The sequence below is a fragment of the Amycolatopsis sp. NPDC048633 genome (assembly GCF_040650695.1).
In the GTDB taxonomy this organism is placed as follows: Bacteria; Actinomycetota; Actinomycetes; order Mycobacteriales; family Pseudonocardiaceae; genus Amycolatopsis.
In genome coordinates, this window is the sequence record NZ_JBEZHS010000016.1 from 71,439 (window position 1) to 89,447 (window position 18,009).

The 18,009-nt window shown below is 72.7% G+C and carries 17 protein-coding genes; 7 read left to right on the top strand and 10 right to left on the bottom strand.

Features of this window, described 5'->3' with window-relative positions; all coding sequences use genetic code 11:
• Positions 1 to 163: 163 nt before the first annotated feature.
• The gene (locus AB0C38_RS26640; RefSeq protein WP_360678091.1) at positions 164 to 1,453 is read left to right on the top strand and encodes an NAD(P)/FAD-dependent oxidoreductase; all 1,290 of its coding nucleotides are present in this window, start codon (positions 164 to 166) and stop codon (positions 1,451 to 1,453) included.
• A 13-nt stretch (positions 1,454 to 1,466) separates the two neighbouring features.
• Positions 1,467 to 2,021, top strand: coding sequence for a hypothetical protein (locus AB0C38_RS26645; RefSeq protein WP_360678093.1), 555 nt, complete (start codon positions 1,467 to 1,469; stop codon positions 2,019 to 2,021).
• A gap of 18 nt (positions 2,022 to 2,039) precedes the next feature.
• Here AB0C38_RS26645 and AB0C38_RS26650 read toward each other — a convergent pair whose 3' ends face one another.
• Together AB0C38_RS26650 and AB0C38_RS26655 are read right to left on the bottom strand one after the other, a co-directional pair.
• Entirely contained in the window at positions 2,040 to 2,234 is a 195-nt protein-coding gene (locus AB0C38_RS26650) for a DUF2630 family protein (RefSeq protein ID WP_360678095.1), read from the bottom strand.
• Positions 2,235 to 2,311: 77 nt separating this feature from the next.
• The gene (locus tag AB0C38_RS26655; RefSeq protein ID WP_360678097.1) at positions 2,312 to 3,196 is read right to left on the bottom strand and encodes a LysR substrate-binding domain-containing protein; all 885 of its coding nucleotides are present in this window, start codon (positions 3,194 to 3,196) and stop codon (positions 2,312 to 2,314) included.
• Between the two features lie 81 nt (positions 3,197 to 3,277).
• On the opposite strand from AB0C38_RS26655, the gene AB0C38_RS26660 reads away from it, so the two are divergent.
• Genes AB0C38_RS26660 through AB0C38_RS26670 form a run of 3 tightly spaced genes read left to right on the top strand, consistent with a single transcriptional unit; the run spans position 3,278 to position 7,376 of the window.
• Positions 3,278 to 4,576, top strand: coding sequence for a diaminopimelate decarboxylase (locus AB0C38_RS26660; protein WP_360678100.1), 1,299 nt, complete (start codon positions 3,278 to 3,280; stop codon positions 4,574 to 4,576).
• A 41-nt stretch (positions 4,577 to 4,617) separates the two neighbouring features.
• Positions 4,618 to 6,141 carry a glycosyltransferase family 39 protein gene (locus tag AB0C38_RS26665; RefSeq protein ID WP_360678102.1) on the top strand — a complete coding sequence of 508 codons (1,524 nt, stop codon included), beginning with the start codon at positions 4,618 to 4,620 and terminating at the stop codon, positions 6,139 to 6,141.
• A gap of 50 nt (positions 6,142 to 6,191) precedes the next feature.
• Positions 6,192 to 7,376 carry a 4-hydroxybenzoate 3-monooxygenase gene (locus tag AB0C38_RS26670; protein ID WP_360678104.1) on the top strand — a complete coding sequence of 395 codons (1,185 nt, stop codon included), beginning with the start codon at positions 6,192 to 6,194 and terminating at the stop codon, positions 7,374 to 7,376.
• Here the strand turns inward: AB0C38_RS26670 and AB0C38_RS26675 are convergent.
• On the bottom strand, positions 7,373 to 9,733 hold the full coding sequence (locus tag AB0C38_RS26675) for an alpha-L-fucosidase (protein ID WP_360678106.1): 2,361 nt from the start codon (positions 9,731 to 9,733) through the stop codon (positions 7,373 to 7,375). The two genes, AB0C38_RS26670 and AB0C38_RS26675, sit on opposite strands and share 4 nt — an antisense overlap.
• A 241-nt stretch (positions 9,734 to 9,974) precedes the next feature.
• On the opposite strand from AB0C38_RS26675, the gene AB0C38_RS26680 reads away from it, so the two are divergent.
• Positions 9,975 to 10,241: a hypothetical protein gene (locus tag AB0C38_RS26680; protein WP_360678108.1), complete on the top strand. Its 267-nt coding sequence runs from the start codon at positions 9,975 to 9,977 to the stop codon at positions 10,239 to 10,241.
• A gap of 411 nt (positions 10,242 to 10,652) precedes the next feature.
• A complete protein-coding gene (locus tag AB0C38_RS26685; RefSeq protein WP_360678110.1) occupies positions 10,653 to 11,873 on the top strand; it encodes an SGNH/GDSL hydrolase family protein in 1,221 nt (406 codons plus the stop codon).
• Here AB0C38_RS26685 and AB0C38_RS26690 read toward each other — a convergent pair.
• The 7 genes from AB0C38_RS26690 to AB0C38_RS26720 all read right to left on the bottom strand — a co-directional run bounded on the left by AB0C38_RS26690 (position 11,859) and on the right by AB0C38_RS26720 (position 17,967).
• A complete protein-coding gene (locus AB0C38_RS26690; protein WP_360678112.1) occupies positions 11,859 to 13,139 on the bottom strand; it encodes an MFS transporter in 1,281 nt (426 codons plus the stop codon). The two genes, AB0C38_RS26685 and AB0C38_RS26690, sit on opposite strands and share 15 nt — an antisense overlap.
• On the bottom strand, positions 13,136 to 13,672 hold the full coding sequence (locus tag AB0C38_RS26695; protein WP_360678114.1) for a GNAT family protein: 537 nt from the start codon (positions 13,670 to 13,672) through the stop codon (positions 13,136 to 13,138). The genes AB0C38_RS26690 and AB0C38_RS26695 overlap by 4 nt, the downstream gene beginning before the upstream one ends.
• 85 nt (positions 13,673 to 13,757) lie before the next feature.
• The gene (locus tag AB0C38_RS26700) at positions 13,758 to 14,309 is read right to left on the bottom strand and encodes a YbaB/EbfC family nucleoid-associated protein (RefSeq protein WP_360678116.1); all 552 of its coding nucleotides are present in this window, start codon (positions 14,307 to 14,309) and stop codon (positions 13,758 to 13,760) included.
• Entirely contained in the window at positions 14,306 to 14,650 is a 345-nt protein-coding gene (locus AB0C38_RS26705; protein ID WP_360678118.1) for a type VII secretion target, read from the bottom strand. Before AB0C38_RS26705 ends, AB0C38_RS26700 begins: the two co-directional genes overlap by 4 nt.
• Positions 14,651 to 14,654: 4 nt before the next feature.
• Positions 14,655 to 16,628 (bottom strand): hypothetical protein, encoded by a 1,974-nt coding sequence (locus AB0C38_RS26710; RefSeq protein ID WP_360678120.1) that lies wholly within the window; start codon positions 16,626 to 16,628, stop codon positions 14,655 to 14,657.
• Between the two features lie 8 nt (positions 16,629 to 16,636).
• Positions 16,637 to 17,104: a hypothetical protein gene (locus tag AB0C38_RS26715; RefSeq protein ID WP_360678122.1), complete on the bottom strand. Its 468-nt coding sequence runs from the start codon at positions 17,102 to 17,104 to the stop codon at positions 16,637 to 16,639.
• A 20-nt stretch (positions 17,105 to 17,124) separates the two neighbouring features.
• Entirely contained in the window at positions 17,125 to 17,967 is an 843-nt protein-coding gene (locus AB0C38_RS26720) for an ESX secretion-associated protein EspG (RefSeq protein WP_360678124.1), read from the bottom strand.
• Positions 17,968 to 18,009 lie beyond the last annotated feature (42 nt).

An 18,009-nucleotide genomic window follows, 5' to 3' on the forward strand; every position in this document is an offset into this window, starting at 1 on the left:
CCCTATCGCAGCGTGCAGGGGCGCTGACCGGAGCACTTGATTCTGAACAACAGCCAACCCCCTGACCGTACGCCCCTCGGCCCGGAGGTCAACCCCGCGGGTTTCCCCGCCCCGGCCTCGGGTAACCGCCGGAAGAGGAAAAATCCGGCCCGGAAGGAGATCCATGCGAGTCGTGATCGTCGGCGGTGGTTTCGCCGGCTACCACGCGGCCAAGAGCCTGCGGAAGGCGGCCGGTGAGGACGTCGAGGTCGTCGTGCTCAACCCCACGGACTACTTCCTCTACCTGCCGCTGCTGCCGGAGGTGGCGGCCGGGATCCTCGACCCGCGGCGCGTCACGGTCTCGATCCCCGAGACGCTGCGCGGCGTCCGGCTCCTGCTCGGCGTCGCGACCGGCGTCGACTTCGACGCCCGGCACGTCACCTACACCGACCCCGAAGACCGGGAGCACCGGATCGGCTACGACCGGCTGGTGCTCGCCGCGGGCAGCGTCAACAAGCTCCTGCCGATCCCGGGCGTCCCGGAGTACGCGCACGGGTTCCGCGGCGTGCCCGAGGCGCTGTATCTGCGCGACCACATCACGCGCCAGATCGAACTGGCCGCCACGGCCGAGGACCCCGCCGAACGCGACGCGCGCTGCACGTTCGTCGTCGTCGGCGCCGGCTACACCGGGACCGAGGTCGCCGCGCAGGGTCCGGCGTTCACCGACGCCCTCGCCGCGCGCCACCCCGAGCTGGCCGGGCAGAAGATCCGCTGGCTGCTGCTCGACGTCGCCGAGAGCGTGCTGCCCGAGCTCGGCAAGCGCCTGGGCAAGACCGCCGACGAGGTGCTGCGCGCCCGCGGGGTCGAGGTGCTGATGAAGACCTCGGTCGACCACGCGGACGCCAAGGGCGTCACGCTGACCGACGGCGAGCCGGTGCCCACCCGAACCCTCGTGTGGTGCGTCGGCGTGCGGCCGGACCCGCTGGTGGCCGACCTCGGGCTCGAAACGGCGAAGGGCCGGCTCTGCGTGACCGAACAACTCGTCGTGCCCGGGCACGACGACGTCTTCGCCTGCGGTGACGCGGCCGCGGTGCCCGACCTCACCCGCCCCGGCCAGTACACCGCGATGACCGCGCAGCACGCCGAGCGGCAGGGGAAGCTCGCCGGGCGCAACGTGGCGGCGTCGCTGGGGTACGGTCGCCTCGGCACCTACCGGCACCACGACCTCGGCTTCGTCGTCGACCTCGGCGCCGGCGCCGCCGCCGCGAACCCGTTGCACATCCCTCTTTCCGGGCTCCCGGCGAAGGCCGTGACCCGCGCGTACCACCTCATGGCGATGCCCGGCAACCGCGTGCGCACGGCGGTCGACTGGCTCCTGGAACGGCTGACCGGCCGGCAGACCGTCCAGCTGGGACTCGTCCGCTCCGGCGCGGTACCGCTCGACACCGACTCCCCCGAACTCCCCCGCCGCTGAAGGGAAGGCCGCAATGGCCGCCGCACCCGACCCCACCCGCTCCGAAGGCCCGCCCGTCGTCACCATCGGCGACCCGTCGGGGCCCAAGATCATCGTGCTCGACCCGGCCGGCACCGCGCGGCACGGCGAACTGCCGGCGACCTGGCGGCCCCTGGCCGAGCGGCGCGCGATCTTCTGGTGCCGGATCGCCGCGGGTGGCGCCCTGACCGAGGCCGACGACCTCGTGGGCGACCACGGGCCCGGTGACCCCGAGATCGCCGTCGTGGCGAGCGGTCCCTTCGCGGCCGAAGCCCTCCAGCTCGTCGAACGCCACACGGGTGCGGCCGCGTACCTGCTGCTGGTCGACCCCGCGTCGGACGCCTGGCTCCCGTCCGGGGACGCCACCGCGGCCGACGAAGCCTGGCTGGCCGAGCACGACGACGTCGTGGCCAAGCTGCGCGAAGCGGGCACGGAGGTGCGGGTGGTGGCGTCGAGCACCGGCGGCCCGGCGGACCGGGTGCCGCCGCCGCTGCCTCTCGGCCACCCGGACGTGGTGGCGGCCGTCCGGTCGGCGCTCGGCGACGGTTAAACCCGGGCGCCAACCGCCTCAGTCGTCGTCGAAGACCGACAGGGCCTGGCGGCGGTGCAGGAGGTCGACGGCGGCGTCGAGCTGGCGTTCGAGGTCCTTGAGCCGGAGACGCTCGTCCGGGGTCAGCCCGCCGTGGTGGAGCGCGCCCTGACGCAGCCGGTGCTCCTCGTCGATCAGGTCGGCGATGCGGTCCGTGACTTCGTGACCTGCCATGGGAAATCCCCTCCTGTCCGCCGAGAGCATACGCCGGGCGGGCCGCCTCGCCCGGGTGATCCAGGTCGCCTGCCCGCCTACACCTCCGCACCGCGAGCCAGCTCCACGAACCCCCGCACCACCGGCCCGGGCACGCCGGCTCGCCAAGCCAGCCCCAGATCGATCACCGGCACCGGCTCCTCCAACCGCCGCAACACGACTCCCCGGCGCTTCAACCCCCGCGCCCGGTGTTCCGGCACCGCCGCGACGCCCGCGCCCTCGGCGACCGCGCGCATCAGCTGCTCGTCCTCCGGTTCCTCCCGGACGATCCGCGGCACCCCGCCCGGCCAGACCTGCGTGCTGATCGCGTCGTACTGACCCGGGCCGTTCTCGCGGGGCCAGAACACCACCGGCTCCGCCGCGATCCAAGCCCGGCGCAGGCGGCCGCGGCGGCGGGCCAGCGCGTGCCCGGACGGCAGCGCGATCAGCACCTCCTCCGACCCCACCACCGCCACCTCGATGCCCGGCGCCACCACCGGCGGCCGGACGAACCCCACGTCGATCTCGCCCGCCGCCAGCCGGGCCAGGTTCAGGCTCGTCCAGCCCGTCTCCAGCGCCAGCTCGACGTCCGGGTGCCGCGCACGGTAGGCCGCCACCAGGTCGCCGGCCAGCGGGCCGGGCGCCGACCGCGTGTACGCGATCCGGAGGCGGCCCGCGTCGCCCCGGCCGGCCGCCGCGATCACGCCGCGCGCCCGGTCCAGGCGGCCCAGCAGCTCCCGCGCCTCCGCCGCCGCGACGCGGCCGGCCTCCGTCAACGCGAAGCGCGGGCCCGAACGGTCGAGCAGCGCCACGCCCAGCTCCGCTTCGAAGGCCCGGATCTGCTGGCTCAGCGACGGCTGCGACACGAACAGCCGCGCGGCCGCGCGGGTGAAGTGCATCTCCTCGGCGAGCACGGCGAAGTAGTGCCAACGGCGCAGGTCCACCCAGCCACTATAGGCTGGTCCTATAAACCCGGTGGGACGAAGTCTTGGACCGGCCACCGCCGCCGCTGCTCTCCTGGGAAGGTGAACCGCACCGACCGCAAGCTCCACGCCCTCGCCGCCGCGGCGGAGCACGGCCTCCTCGACCCGATGGCCGGCTTCGTCGACCTCGCCGGCAGCCGCGAAGCCGTCGAAGACCTGACCAAGGCGTTCGCGCCGCTGGGCCGGGTCCAGCACACCGTCGCCGCCAAGGCGTGCGGCCTGGCGCCCGTCCTGCGGTACCTCGCCGACCTCGGGGTCGACGCCGAGGTCGCGAGCCCGGGCGAGACGGCGGTCGCCGAAGCCGCCGGCGTCCGCGGCCCGCGGCTCGTCCTCGACTCCCCCGCCAAGACCACCGCCGAACTCGCGCACGCCCTGCGCGAGGGCACGGCGGTCAACGCCGACAACTTCCAGGAGCTCGCCCGCCTCGACGAGCTCGTCGGGGACAACCCGCGCTCGGTGCTCGGCCTGCGGATCAACCCCCAGGTCGGCGGCGGCCGGATCGGTGACACCAGCACCGCGACCACGACGTCGAAGTTCGGCATTCCCTTGCGGGACAACCGAACCCTCATCACCGAGGCGTTCGCGCGCCGGCCGTGGCTGACCCGGCTGCACGTCCACGTCGGCTCGCAGGGCTGCCCGCCGGAGCTGATGGCCGACGGCGTCGCCGCGGTGCACGAGCTGGCCGAAGAGATCAACACCGCGGCCGGGCGCCGGCAGGTCACGAGTCTCGACCTCGGCGGCGGGCTGCCGGTGAACTTCGCCTCCGAGGACCCGGGCCCGACCTACGCCGGCTACGTCGCGACGCTGCTCGCCCGCGTCCCGGCCCTCGCCGACGGGCACTACACCTTCGTCACCGAGTTCGGCCGGTCATTGCTGGCGAAGAACGGCTTCCTCGTCAGCACCGTCGAGTACACGAAGGTCGCGGGCGGCCGGCACATCGCCGTGACGCACGCGGGCGCGCAGGTCGCGGCCCGCACGGTGCTCCAGCCGGAGCACTGGCCGCTGCGGCTGACCGCGCTCGACGCCGCGGGCACGCCGAAGACCGGACCCGAGGTACCACAGGACATCGCCGGGCCGCTGTGCTTCGCCGGCGACCTCCTCGCGCGCGAACGGCCGCTGCCGCTGCTGGAGCCGGGTGACCTCGTCGTCGCGCACGACACCGGCGCCTACTACTTCGGCGCGCACTACGCCTACAACACGCTGCCGCGCCCGGCCGTCCACGGGTTCACCGTCACCGAACGCGGCGACGTCGAATTCACGCCGATCCGCCGCGCGCAGTCGCTGACCGAGCTCGTCGCGGACGCGGGCGGCGAATTCGTCGGAGCGCTCCCGGAAGCATGATCACCGGCGTACGATCCCGGGCACGCCGAGGGGAGACTGCCATGGGGGCCGGTCGCACGGAGGTTTTCCGGGGGTCCGGGTTGTCCCGGCTGCCGCGGTTCGCCGCGGTGCCGGTGGGCCTCGTCGTCGCCGTGCAGGCGGTGATCCTGACCGTGCTGTCCGGCCGCTACGGCTTCCACCGCGACGAGCTGTACTTCGTCGCGGCGGGCCACCGGCCGGACTGGGGCTACGTCGACAACCCGCCGATCACGCCGTGGCTCGCGCACGCGTCGACGGCGCTGTTCGGCGAAACGCCGACCGGCCTGCGCGTGGTCGCGACCCTGCTCGGCATGGCGACGGTGGTCGTCGTCGCGCTGATCGCCCGCGAGTTCGGCGGTGGCCGCGGCACGCAGCTGTTCACCGCGATCGCGACGGCGCTGTCGGCGTACGTCCTCGTGGTGTCGCACATGCTGGCCACCAACTCCGCGGACGTGCTGCTGTGGTCGCTGATCGCGCTGTTCGGGCTACGGCTCCTGCGCACCGGTGACGGCCGGTGGTGGCTCGCCGTCGGCGCCGCCGCCGGGCTCGGCATGGCGAACAAGTGGCTCGTCCTGCTCCTGTTGTCCGGGCTCGGCATCGGCGTGGCCGTCGCCGGGCCGCGCCGGGTGCTGCGGACGTGGTGGCTCGCGGCCGGCGTCGGGATCGCCGCCGTAGTCGCCGCCCCCGTCGTGCTCTGGCAGGCGTCGCACGGCTGGCCGATGCTCACCGTCGCCGGCGGGATCAGCGGGGACGACGGCGCCGAGAACCGCGCCCTGTTCGTGCCGATGCAGCTGGTCTACCTCTCCCCCCTGCTGGTGCCCGTGTGGATCGCCGGGCTCGTGCGGCCGTGGCGCGACCCGGACCTGCGCTGGGCCCGCGCGCTCGCGATCGCCTACCCGGTCGTCTGCGTCGAGCTCCTGGCCCTCGGCGGGAAGCCGTACTACTCGGTGCCGTTGCTGCTGCCGCTGGTGGCGCTCGGCGCGGAGCCGGCGCTGCGGTGGCTGGGCCGGGGCGGGACCGCACGGCGGGCGCTCACCGGCGCGGCGGCCGTGGTGTGCGCGGCCGTGTCCGTCCTCACCGGACTCCCGGTGGTGCCGGCGTCGGCTCTGAACGGCCCGTTGCTGGCGGTCAACAAGGAACCCGGCGAGCAGGTCGGCTGGCCGGCGTTCGCCGACACCGTCGCCGGTGCGTGGGCACGGATCCCGGACACCGAGCGGGACACCGCGGTGATCGTCGCCGGGAACTACGGGGAAGCGGGCGCGCTCGAGCACTACGGACCCGCGCGCGGACTGCCCCAGCCGTACTCCCCGCACATGTCCTACGCCGACTGGGGCCCGCCGCCGGACCGGCAGGTCGGCCCGGTGCTGCTCATCGGGAGCTTCGAGCGCGACTCGCCGGCGTCGCGGCTGATCACCGGGTGCCGCCTGGTGGCCAAGCACCACAACGCCGAAGGCGTCGACAACGACGAAGAAGGCGTCATGGTCTCGCTGTGCACGCTGACCGAGCCGTGGTCGACGGCGTGGCCGGTCCTGCGCCAGTTTTACTGATCGGACACAGCTACTGAGCGATTTGCCCGGTTCGCGCTACCCTCGGGCGCATGGTGGCGAGGCGCACGGCGGTGGCCGTGGTGGGGGCGGGCCCGGCCGGGCTCACGGTGGCGAACCTCCTGCGGCGCGCGGGAATCGGCTGCGTGCTGCTGGAGCAGGAGAGCCGGGCGTTCATCGAACAGCGGCCGCGGGCCGGGTTCATCGAGGAGTGGGCCGTCCGCGGGCTCGAACAGCGCGGGCTCGGCGAGCAGCTCGTCGCGAAGGCCCCGCGGCACGACCGGTTCGAGTTCCGGTTCGCCGGGCAGCGGCACGCGTTCCGCTACGGCGACGTCACCGGGCAGCGGCATTTCGTGTACCCGCAACAGCTCCTGGTCACCGACCTGGTCGCGCAGTACACCGACACGGGTGGCGAAGCCGTCTTCGAGGTCTCCGACGTCAAGTTGCACGACCTGACGTCGGACTCCCCCGCCGTCACGTTCCGGACCGCCGAGGGCGAGCACCGGATCGACTGCGACTTCATCGCCGGCTGCGACGGCGCCCGCGGCGTCTCCCAGGGCCACCTGCCCCCGGAAACCACCGTGAAATCCCACCACGACTACGGAATCGGCTGGCTGGCCTTGCTCGCCGAGGCACCGCCGTCCGCCGCCGGGGTGCTGTTCGGCATTCACCCGCGCGGGTTCGGCGCGCACATGGCCCGCACGCCCACGGTGACGCGGTTCTACCTGCAGACCACGGCGGGAGAAACCGAAGCGGACTGGCCCGACGAGCGCGTCTGGACGGAGCTGCAGGCCCGGCTCGCGGTGCCGGACGGCCCGATCACCGAAGGAAAGCTGATCGAGAAGCGGATCCTCGACATGCACAACTACGTCGTGGAGCCGATGTCCCACGGCCGTCTGCACCTGGCGGGCGAGTCCGCGCACCTGGTCGCGCCGATCGCGGCGAAGGGCATGAACCTCGCCCTGCACGACGCGTTCCTGCTCGCGGAGGCCTACCAGGCGCACTACGCGGGCGACCCCACCCGGCTGGCCGGGTACTCCGAGGCGTGCCTGCCGCTGGTGTGGCAGTACCAGGAGTTTTCGCTGTGGCTGTCGGACATCTTCCACAACACCGCGGCCGCGGGCGAGAACCCGTTCGCGGCGCGCATCGCGGAGGCCCGGATGCGTCGCCTGCTGGGTTCGCCCGCGGCCGCGGCGGCGTTCGCGGAGCTGTACATCGGGAAAAATGCCGACCTCTAACTCCAGGCGATCTTGAACACCCAGGCGTAGCGGCCCGCCTGCCGGGCCGCGGCCGGGACGTCGATCACCAGTGAGCCGTTCTCGACGGTCCAGTGCAGGTTCCCGCGGTACCCGAGCATCGTCACCCGGTCACCGCTGCGGATCGGCACCGGCGCGTCGACCACCAGCCTGCTGCCCGGCGCCACCAATGAGTGCGCGTAGAACGCCTCGTTCTGCTTCACCGTGAACCGCAGGTCACCGAGCTGGGCCATCCGCGACCAGTACGTCGTGCCGTAGATGGCCTCGCCGTTGACCTTCAGCCACGCGCCCGCGTCGCGCAGGTGCTTCTGCATGACGTCCGGGATGGTGCCGTCGAAGTCCGGGCCGATGTCGAGCAGGAAGTTGCCGTTCTTCGACACGATGTCGACGAGCGTCCGGACGACCTCCTCGGCCGTCATGTAGCGGTCGTCGGGGGTCGCGCGGTTGTAGCCGTAGGAGAACGGGTCGAGACCGCGGCTCGACTCCCACTTCGCCACCACGGTGTTCGGGTACGTCGTGTACTCCGGCGTCGTGAAGTCGTGGTCGGGGATGCCGCCGCGGTCGTTGTAGGTGACGTCCTTGGGGCGCTTGCGGTTCTTCGCGTGGTTGAAGTACTCGGTGAGCACGGTCCGGCTGTCGTTGTCACCGCCGATGTCGAACCACAGAACGTCCGGGTCGAACTCCGAGATCAGCTCGAGCACCTGTGGCGCCTGGTAGTCGCGGACGAAGTCCTTCCCGGCGGTGTACCCGGTGTAGGGCAGCGGCGCGCCGGTGTACGGGTTGCGCGGCGCGTGGCCCATCCACGGGTTGTCGGGGTTGAACCACTCCGGCAGGGAGAAGTACAGCCCGTTGCGCAGCTGCGGCGTGTACTTCCGGGACGCCGCGAACAGCTCGGCGATGACGTTGCGCTTCGGCCCGAGCTTCACGGAGTTGCGGTCGCTGACCTTGGTGTCCCACAACGCGAAGCCGTCGTGGTGCTTGGACGTCAGGACGTAGTACTCCGCGCCCGCGTCCGCGATCAGCTTCAGCCAGGTGCGCGGGTCGAACTTCTTCGCGGTGAACATCGGGATGAAGTCGTCGTAGGCGAAGTCCTCGCCGTACTTTTCCTTGTGGTAGGCGTAGGTCGCGCCGTTCGGGTCCTGCTGGTTCTGCCAGTACCACTCCGCGTACTGCTGCCCGACCGGCGCCCAGGCGGGGACGGCGTACACGCCCCAGTGGATGAAGATGCCGAACTTGCTGTCGGTGAACCAGTACGGCGCCCGGTGGGTCGACAGGGACGCGTCCGTCGGCCGGAAGTCCGGGACGCCGAGGGTGATCGGGACCTGCTGGGTGGCGAGGGTGCCGCGGCCGGCCGTGACGCGGACCTGGCCGTTCGTGGTGGTCCCGGGCGGGACGGACGCGTTGGGCGCGAGCCCGAGCCGCACCGTCGCCTGCTCCCCCGGCGCGAGCGCGCGGATGCTCGCCGGCACGGTCGTCCGGCCACCGGGGACGTCGACGGTGACGGTGATCTTGTCCCGCGCCCCGAGCCACACCGTGCCGGCGTTCACGACGGTCGCCTCGGCGGCCTGCGGACCGCCGTCGGTCAGCAGGTTGGCCGTCGAGCGGCCGTCGAGGATGAGCGCCGAACGGCCGACGGCCACCGGCTGCAGGGTGAGCGCGAAGACGTGCAGGCTGGAGACGTTCGGCGCCGGCGTGGCCGTGGTGGGCAGGGTCAGGGCGACGGCGTCGCGGGCCGGGTCGACCCAGACCTGGCCGGTGGCCAGGGAAACCGGGTTGTTATCGACGACACCGCCGGGTGCGTAGCGGAACGGCGAGACCAGCGCGCCGGTGCCGGTGTACCAGTCGGGACCGGAAAGGGAGCCGGTGCTGGTGGTGCCGTCGGCGTAGTGCACGGTGGCGATGCCGCCGGTCGTGCCGTAGCTGGCGGCGACCAGGAAGTAGGCGACGAAGTACCGCCCCTTCGGCAGGTCGATCGTCTGGCCGGTGGCGACGATGTCGTTCCTGGCGCCGGCGGCCGCGGACCCCAGCCGGAACGGGACGCCGCCGACGGTGGCGGTCTGCCCGACCGGCAGGTGCTCGGCCGGGAAGGTGTAGCCGGAGCCGTCGAAGTCGCCGCCGGGGGTCGAGGCGCTGTCGATGCCGTCGTTCGAGAACCAGGCGTCGAGCGCGACCGGCACGGGTGGCGGGGGCGGGACGATCGGGGTGCCCGGGCTGTCCGGAGCGGCGTCCACGGGCAGGGTGGCGCCACTGGCACCGGCCGGGGTACGGCCGGCGGCGCTGAGCGCCACGGCGCCACCCAGGGCGATGCCGAGGGCTTGCCGGCGAGGGAAGGTCGTCACTGAACCTCCAGGGATCGGATGACTAGGGCGGAATGACGACAGAGTTCGCCCCTAGCTGGCCGATCTGTCGCTGGCAGAGCTGATTCATCCGATGAATGACCCTGCTCGCTGCGCCTTCCGCTGTCAAGAGGCCAACCGGACCGATCGTTATGAACCGTGCTCACGTCCGGCTCGTAGTCCTGGGTAACGAGCTGCAGCAACTCGCCGCCGGAAAACCCAGCCGCGTCGAAAGGCCAGACCGATGTCCCTCCACCCGAGCGCGCTGAGCCGCCGCGCGATCGCCATGTTGAAGGCGATCGCCGACGGACGCGCCGAGCTCCGCTGCAGCTGTGAACCCGACCTCCGCGTGGACGGGTTGTCGTGCTGCGACCAGAACACCGCCCACGACCTCGCCCGGGCCGGGCTGATCCGCGCGATCGGCACGCCGGCCCGCGGCCAGTGGGCCCCGGCCGAACTGACCGACGCCGGGCACCGCGCGCTCGGCGACGATCTTCCTGCCGCAGCTTGAGCCTCCCGCTCGAAGGCCGTGAAGGGCACCCTCAGGGACACCAAGGTCCTGAAGGTGCCCTTCACGGCGTTTCCGCGTCTTCCGATGAGTCGACACGGGGTCGACACGGTGGGGTCGACAAAAGCCCGAACCGGGCTGAACCGCCCCGGGCCGGGGACCGTGCTTTGGGTGAGGGCGTCTCGCACACGCCCTCCGGAGTCGCCACGACGCCAACGATCCGGGCCAGCCTCCGCCCGATCGGGACCCGGGCACTCCGGCGAGCGGCCGTCGCGGCAACGGCCACCTCGCGCGGGCCCGTCCGGCATCCCCAGAATCCCGGACGGGCCCGCCCCCGCACTGTCCGGGATCTTGTCCGATTCGGTCACCTGATCAGCGGTCCCTGGCCTGGAGCAGCCGCGCCACTGTGAGTGCATGCGACGCTTCCTGGCCGTGAGCGCGGCACTTCTGGCGGGGTTAGGCATCCTCACGACGTCCGGCAGCGCGAACCCAGAAAGCGCTGTCCCGGTGGTCGCGGAGCACGCCGTCGGCGGCTGGGTCGGCACCTGGGCCGCCTCGCCCGCGGCGCCGGTGGCCAACACCCCGGACGGCTACCCCGGCTACTCGATCCGCAACGTCGTGCACACCAGTGCCGGCGGCGGCCGGGCCCGCGTCCACCTCTCCAACGCCTTCGGGACGACTCCCCTGACCTTCGGGCACGTCACCGTCGCGGTGCAGGGCACCGGCCCCGAAGCCATTCCCGGCTCGTTGCGGTCCCTCACCTTCGGCGGCGCGGCGAGCGTCGTCGTCCCCGCCGGCGCCGAAGCCCTCAGCGACCCGGTGGGTCTGCGGGTCCCGGCCGACGCCAACCTGCTCGTCACGACCTACGTGCCCACGAAGTCCGGGCCCGTCACCTACCACCCGGCCGCGTCGCAGACGTCGTACTTCACCCGCGCCGGCGACTTCGCGGGCAGCGAGTCGGGCGCGCCCTACACCGAGCAGACCTCGGTGTGGCACTACGTCTCCGGCGTCGACGTCCAGGGCGGAGCCGAGGCCTCGGTCGTCACGCTCGGCGATTCGATCACCGACGGCGTCGGCTCGGTCGCCGGGGCCAACCACCGCTGGCCGGACTACCTCGCCGACCGGCTGCACGGCCGCTACGGCGTGCTCAACGCGGGCATCAGCGCCAACCGGCTGCTGCTCGACGTGCCCGGGTCCGGCGCGGGCCAGAACGCGTTGTCCCGCTTCGACCGCGACGTGCTGAGCGTCGGCGGCGTGCGGACGCTGATCGTGCTGGAAGGCATCAACGACATCCAGCAGGACCCGCACCAGACCGACCCGGCTGCGATCACCTCGGCGTACCGCCAGCTGGTGACGCAGGCGCACGCCCGCGGCATCCGCGTCCTCGGCGGCACGCTCACGCCGTTCAAGGGCTGGCGCGTCTACGACGACACCCTCGAAGCGACCCGCACGGCGGTCAACACGTTCATCCGCACCAGCGGTGTCTTCGACGGGGTCGTCGACTTCGACGCCGCCGTCCGCGACCCGGCCGACCCGCTCCGGATGCTCCCGGCGTACGACTCGGGCGACCACCTCCACCCGGGCGACGCGGGCTACGAGCGGATGGCCGCCGCCGTCCGCCTAGACCGGCTGTGAGCGCGGGATGAACAGCACCGCCACCAGGCTGAGCACCGCCACCCCCACCAGGTAGAGCGACACCGAGAACGAAGTCCCGGTGGAGGTCTGCAACGCCGTCGCGATCAGCGGCGCGAAGCTGCCGCCCAGCACCGCGCCCACCGCGTAGGAGAACGACGCGCCGCTGTAGCGGTACCGCGGCTCGAACAGCTCCGCGAACAACGCCGACTGCGGCCCGTACGTCGCGCCGAGACCGATGTTCAGCACCACCACGGCCACGATCAGCCAGACCGCGGCCTTCGTGTCCACCAGCAGGAAGAACGGGATCGGCCAGACGACCAGCAGCACCGACCCGGCCAGGTACACCGGTTTTCGGCCGACGCGGTCCGACCACGCCGCCGTGACCAGGATGCTCACCAGCCACGTCACGCTGCCGACGATGACCACCACCAGCAACGTGGTGCGGTCGATCTTCAGCACCGACGTGCCGTAGGACAGCAGGTACGCCAGGAAGATGTAGCCGATCGCGGTGTTCGCGATGAAGCTGCCCGACGCCACGAGCAGCGCGCGCGGCCGTTCGCGGAAGACGTCGACCATCGGCCGGCTGCTGCGCGCTTCGGACGCCCGCAGCCGCGCGAACACCGGTGTCTCCTCGATCCGCAGCCGGATCACCAGGCCGACGCCGACGAGCACGATGCTCGCCAGGAACGGCACCCGCCAGCCCCACGCCGCGAACTGCGCGTCGGTCATGGTGCGGCCGAGGATGAAGAAGAACAGCTGCGCCAGGATCAGCCCGGCCGGGACGCCGATCTGCGAGAAGGCGCCGTACTGGCCGCGACGTCCCTCCGGCGCGTGTTCGACCGCCATCAGCGCCGCGCCGCCCCACTCGCCGCCCGCGCTCAACCCCTGCAGCAGCCGCAGGACGAGCAGCAGGATCGGGGCCCAGACACCGATCGCGGAGTACGTGGGCAACAGGCCCACGCCGACCGTGGCCACGCCCATCAGGAGCAGCGACAGCACCAGCATCGCCTTGCGGCCCACCCGGTCGCCGAAGTGGCCCCACAGGATCCCGCCGATGGGACGGGCCAGGAACCCGACGCCGAGCGTCGCGAACGCGGCCAGCGTGCCGGACGCGGGCGAGAGCGTCGTGAAGAACAGCTTGCCGAACACGAGCGCGGTCGCCGTGCTGTAGATGAAGTAGTCGTACCACTCGATCGTGGTCCCGATCGCGCTCGCGACGGCGACCCGTCGCAGCTGCCGAGTCGCCTCGGCCGGGGCCGCGTTCACGAGCCGGTCAATGCGGGGAGGAGGTCTTCGGCCAGCAGGTCCATCAGCAGCCCGTCGTGCCAGCTGCCGTCCGGACCGCGCTCGTAGGAGCGCATCGTGCCGACCGGCTGGAAGCCGAGCGACTGGTACAGCTGGATCGCGGACTTGTTGTCCGCCGCGGGGTCGATCACCAGCCGGTGGTGGCCGCGCACGGCGAACAGGTGCTCGGCCAGCGTCCGGATCGCGTCCGAACCGAGGCCGCGGCCCTGCCAGTCCGGGTGGATGGCGATGTCGATCCCGGCGTGCCGGTACTGCGGGTCGGCCTCTTCGAAGGCCAGCTCGATGCCCACGACGACGCCCTCGTGCTCGATGGCGTAGGTCGTGGTGCCGTCGTCGGGGTCGAGCAGGTAGGACACCTGGGTGGCCACCGGCTCCTCGGCGTCCGCCCACCACCGGGCGACGTCCGGGTGCGACAGGATCTCCTCGAACCGGGCGGCGTCCGCGGCTGCGGCAGGGCGCAGGCGGACACGGCTGCCGGTGATCAGGCCGGTCATCGGCTCAGTGTCGACCCCTGGACGCCGTCTGTCGAGGAATGCCGCCCGGCCGGGCCAAGCCGATCGCCGGGTCCTCAGCCCCCGGTCACCACGGGTTGTTGTCCTGCTCGTCCGGGTCGGCGGCACCGCTGCGGCGCGGCGGCGACGCCGGGGGCGCCCCGGCACCCCCGGCCGGGGGTGCGGGCGACGGCGGGACCGGCGGCGGCGGATCGGCGGGCGGCGGCACGTCGTCCGGCTCGTCCGGGTCGGGGAAACGGCCGCGGAGGTTGTCCAGCAGCAGCGTCCGGGTCTCGCGGTCTTCCTCGCCGAGCTGCTCCGACATCACGCCCGCGACCCGCTCGGCGATGCCAGACTGCGCCCGGCGCATCGTGGTCAGGATCGTCCGGGACAGCTCGTCCAGCGGGAACGACTTGATCTTGTTGCTGAACGTCAGGTCCGTGACCGCGCCGTCGGCGCCCACGGTGACGCTCACCGCGCCGTCGCCGCTGCTCGCGGTCAGCCGCAGCCGTTCCGTCTCTTCCTGCGCGGCCTGGTAGCGCTGGGCCTTGGCCGCGAACCCGGCCGCCCACTCGTCCATCCGGCGGATGGACTCGTCGGGGTCCCGCATCAGGTCCCCCAGGCCGTTCGGGCCGGTCATGCCTGAACCTTCGCTTCCGTCGCGCGCGGCGCGGCCGTGAGCTGCCGTTCGAACGGCTGGGCGTTGCCCTCTTCACCGTCGCGGTAGGACTGCGCGGCCGTCTTGACGTTGTCCGCGAGCCCGCGCACGCCTTCGGACGACGCGTTCAGCGCTTCCTTCGCCTTCTCCCCCGTCGGCCGGATGATCGGCGGCAGGAACGCGCACAGCAGCCCGTAGGCGTGGTCCGACATCGCCGAGTCGGCCGCGGAGGCCGCCGTGTTCAGCCGGTCCACCAGGCCTTCGACGTGACTCGCGTGCGCGACCAGCTCGTCCGGCTCGACCTCGAAGCCACCGGCCGTCATGCGCTCACTTCCAATCCTGGTTCTTCCAGTCACCGATCACCGGAGGCGCCACCGCTTCTTCGCCCGCGAAGAAGTTCGGGTCGTCGCTCTCGAGGTAGTCGGCCGCCTTGTGTTCCTTGTCGTCTTCCTTCTTGCCGCCGCGGCCGGCACCCATGCCGCCCATGCCCGGGCTGCCCGACGCACCGGCCTTGCCGCCCGCCGCACCCGCGTTCCGCATGGCGGCCGCTTCGGCCTCCGCCGCGCCGGACGCGGCACCACCGCCCAGGCTGCCCGCACCCGTGCCGCGCACACCACCGCCGACGCCGCCGGCACCCGCGCCACCGCCGCCGATCCCGCCGAGGGACCCGCCCCCGGCACCGCCGCCGCCGATGCCGCCGAGGCGGCTCGCGATGCTCTCGCCGTTGATCCCGCCGCCGCGGCCTATGGTCGGCATCTTGCCGGTGCCGATGCCGCCGCCGGGGATGCCGCCCGGGCCGCTGCCGGTGGGCAGGCCGGTGATCGGGTCGATGCCGGACGGGGTGAAGCCGGGGATACCGCCGCCGCGGATCCCGCCGCCACCGCCACCCGAGGTGTCCGGGATACCCGGGATCGAGCCCGGGGTGAAGCCGCTACCGCCGCCGGTGCCCCCGCCGCCGATCCCGGAGGGCGTGAAGCCCGAGGACGTCGTCGAGTCGCCGCCGACCGGCATCGACGAGCCGGGGATGCCGGAGCCCGTGAAGCTGCCGCCCGGAATCTCCGGGATGCCCGCCCCCGAGAAGCCTGAGCCACCGGCGCCCGAGCCGCCCGCGCCACCGCCGCCCGACGCGGCCGGGATGCTCGCGCCGGAGAACCCGGAACCGCCCGCGCCGGACCCGCCGCCGGGGATGCCACTGCCGGAGAACCCGGAGCCGCCGGCGCCCGAGCCGTCACCGGGGATGCCCGAACCCGGGATGCCGGAGCCGGGCGCACCCGCGCCCGAGCCGCCCGGACCGTTCACGCCGTCGAGGCCGCCCATGGTCCCTTCGGCCGGGATCCGGGCCGAAGCCTGGTCCATCGCCGTGCCCGCCATCAGCGGCTGGGCGCCGTCCGTTCCGGCGCCACCCGACGGCCGGCTGCCCGCCATGCGCGGCGTCGCGGTGGCCGTCGGGAGCTTCGGCGGGGCCGGGAACCTCGGCGTGGCGACCGCGCTGCCGATGGTGTCGTCGTACTGCGTCAAGATCTGGGCCGCGTGGTCCCGGGCCGCCGTCTGCGCCCGGTAGGTCTGCATGGCCTCGCCGGCCGCCGCCGCGTACTGCACCGGGTCGGTCATCGACATCAGGCGCTGGTTGGTGCTCTGCAGGTCGAACTGCACCGGCGGGTTGGCCGCCATCTGCCGCTGGGTCTCGTTGAGCGCCTGCGAGTGGATCTCCTGCTGCCGCCCGGCGAGCGTCGCGCCCTGCGCGGTCGCGCCCAGCCACTTGCCGACGCCGGCGAGGTGCTCGCGGACGGCGTCACCGGCGTCGCCCTGCCAGTTGCTCGTGCTCGCGTTGATCGCGTCGCCGAGGGTCTTCTGGTGCGTGCCCAGGTCGTTGCCGACCGCGACCCACTCCTCCGAGGTCTCCGCGACGGTCGCCGGGTTGGCGTCCTGCGTGATGGCCTCGTTCATCTGCTCGTGGCTGGCGTTGTCCCACAGCGTGCGCGGCGCCCCGCCGTTCTCGCGCATGCTGAGGCCCTCGTCGAGGCCGTGCTTGGAGTTGTCGAGGTGCTGCTGGTACAGCTCCTGGATCTTCTTGTCGCGCAGCACCGGGTCGACGGCCGGGCCGAGCCAGCCGGCCCGGATCTCGTCGTCGATCTGCTGGGTCGCCATGTTGCGGATCTCGTCGCCCGAGGGCGTGTTGTCCGTCTTCAACGGCCCGACGAAGTACTTCGACGACGAATCGGCCGTCACGTCGTAGAGCGGACTGCGCGGGTTGTAGTCCGGCGACGACGGGTCCGAGACGGACTCGGCGGTGGGTGCCACGGTCTCCCTCAGCTCTGATCGGCGGTCGGGAGCGAGGTCAGCGTCGTACGCGTGGTCTCTTCCCGGGACTTGTAGTTCTTCTTGGCCAGCTTGATGGCTTCGATGTAGGTCGGGAACTCCTGCCGCGCGGCCTGCAGTTGCGTGACCAGGCCGTTCTCATCGGCCGCGGTGCTGACCATGTGCGCGGAGACCCACTGGCCGGTGGCGGTCCGGCTCATCGCGGGCGCGTCGTGCAGCCGCTGGAGGTTGGCCCAGCGCTGCTCCAGGGACTCGAGGACGCCTTCGAGGGCCTCGATCAGCTGGTTGCCCGTGGTGTCGTCGATGGCGAAGCCGCCGGTCTTGGCGAGCTGCTTCAGCTGCGCGCCGGCGAGGCCGACGCGGACCGCGGCCAATGCCTTGGTCTCGGGCGTCGTGGCGGACTGCAGCTGCATCGTCGCCTGGAGAGCCTGGGCCGTCGCCTCGGTCTCATCCGTCATCAGAAGCTGTTCCTTCCCGGTCAGTAGACGGCAGCGATCGCTTCGCGGATCGCGCGCGCCAGGTCGGCACGGCCGGCCGGCACGTACTCCGCCGTCAGGTCACCGGCCTCGCCGGTCTTGGTGTGCACCAGGTAGCGGCCGTCGGCGGTGTCCAGCCAGCTCAGCGGTTCGCCCGCGAGCCGCTCGCCGCGCCTGCTCTGCGCGGTGACGGCGATGTGGCCGCCGCCCAGCCGCGGTTCGGCCAGCACGCGCTCGAGCACCGCGACGTCCGACGGCTTCGGCGCCGGGGGCCGGCGGCCGGGGCGCACCACGGCCTTGACCTCGATCATGCCGAAGGCGTCGGTCTCTTCTTCGTCGAACTCGGCGTCCGCGATCCGCTTCGCCGTCATCGCCGAGACCTCGCGCCCGGCGGCGCGGTGCACGACGTGCTTGCCCGTGGTCGCGGCCGGGGCCGGCGGCAGCACCCCGGTGACGACCTCGACCAGGTCCTCGTCGGCGAAGAGCGAGAACAGCAGCTCGTCGGTGTCCGGGGCCTGGGTGATGCCGAGCGCCTGGGCGCCGTCGGTGACCACCAGCACGGCGACGTCGGCGCCGAGGCCGTCGATCCCGCTCACCGCAACCGAAACGCGCGGCTCGGCCAGCAGCTCGAACGCCGTCCGCACCCCGGGGTGCAGCTCGCCCGACACCGAAAGCCGTCGCTCCTCGAGCGCGTCGTAGACCTGGCGCGCGACCCGCACGAACCGCACCGGGTCCGCCGGGAGGTTGCCCGCGCGCAACGGGTAGCGCCGGACGTCGCCACCGGTCGCCCGGCCGACGACGAGGGCTTCGACGACCTCGAGGACGAACTCGAACCTGTCCGCCATTTCCCCTCGCTGCTTCTTTGTCAAACCCTCAAGCAACTTTCC

Excerpts from the sequence above, each read along its gene's own strand:
- AB0C38_RS26650 (WP_360678095.1), bottom strand. The coding sequence starts at position 2,234 with ATGGCAGGTCACGAAGTCACGGACCGCATCGCCGACCTGATCGACGAG.
- AB0C38_RS26680 (WP_360678108.1), top strand. The coding sequence starts at position 9,975 with ATGTCCCTCCACCCGAGCGCGCTGAGCCGCCGCGCGATCGCCATGTTG.
- AB0C38_RS26685 (WP_360678110.1), top strand. The coding sequence starts at position 10,653 with ATGCGACGCTTCCTGGCCGTGAGCGCGGCACTTCTGGCGGGGTTAGGC.
- AB0C38_RS26720 (WP_360678124.1), bottom strand. The coding sequence starts at position 17,967 with ATGGCGGACAGGTTCGAGTTCGTCCTCGAGGTCGTCGAAGCCCTCGTC.
- AB0C38_RS26640 (WP_360678091.1), top strand. The coding sequence starts at position 164 with ATGCGAGTCGTGATCGTCGGCGGTGGTTTCGCCGGCTACCACGCGGCC.
- AB0C38_RS26645 (WP_360678093.1), top strand. The coding sequence starts at position 1,467 with ATGGCCGCCGCACCCGACCCCACCCGCTCCGAAGGCCCGCCCGTCGTC.
- AB0C38_RS26670 (WP_360678104.1), top strand. The coding sequence starts at position 6,192 with ATGGTGGCGAGGCGCACGGCGGTGGCCGTGGTGGGGGCGGGCCCGGCC.
- AB0C38_RS26665 (WP_360678102.1), top strand. The coding sequence starts at position 4,618 with ATGGGGGCCGGTCGCACGGAGGTTTTCCGGGGGTCCGGGTTGTCCCGG.
- AB0C38_RS26705 (WP_360678118.1), bottom strand. The coding sequence starts at position 14,650 with ATGACGGCCGGTGGCTTCGAGGTCGAGCCGGACGAGCTGGTCGCGCAC.
- AB0C38_RS26700 (WP_360678116.1), bottom strand. The coding sequence starts at position 14,309 with ATGACCGGCCCGAACGGCCTGGGGGACCTGATGCGGGACCCCGACGAG.
- AB0C38_RS26715 (WP_360678122.1), bottom strand. The coding sequence starts at position 17,104 with ATGACGGATGAGACCGAGGCGACGGCCCAGGCTCTCCAGGCGACGATG.
- AB0C38_RS26695 (WP_360678114.1), bottom strand. The coding sequence starts at position 13,672 with ATGACCGGCCTGATCACCGGCAGCCGTGTCCGCCTGCGCCCTGCCGCA.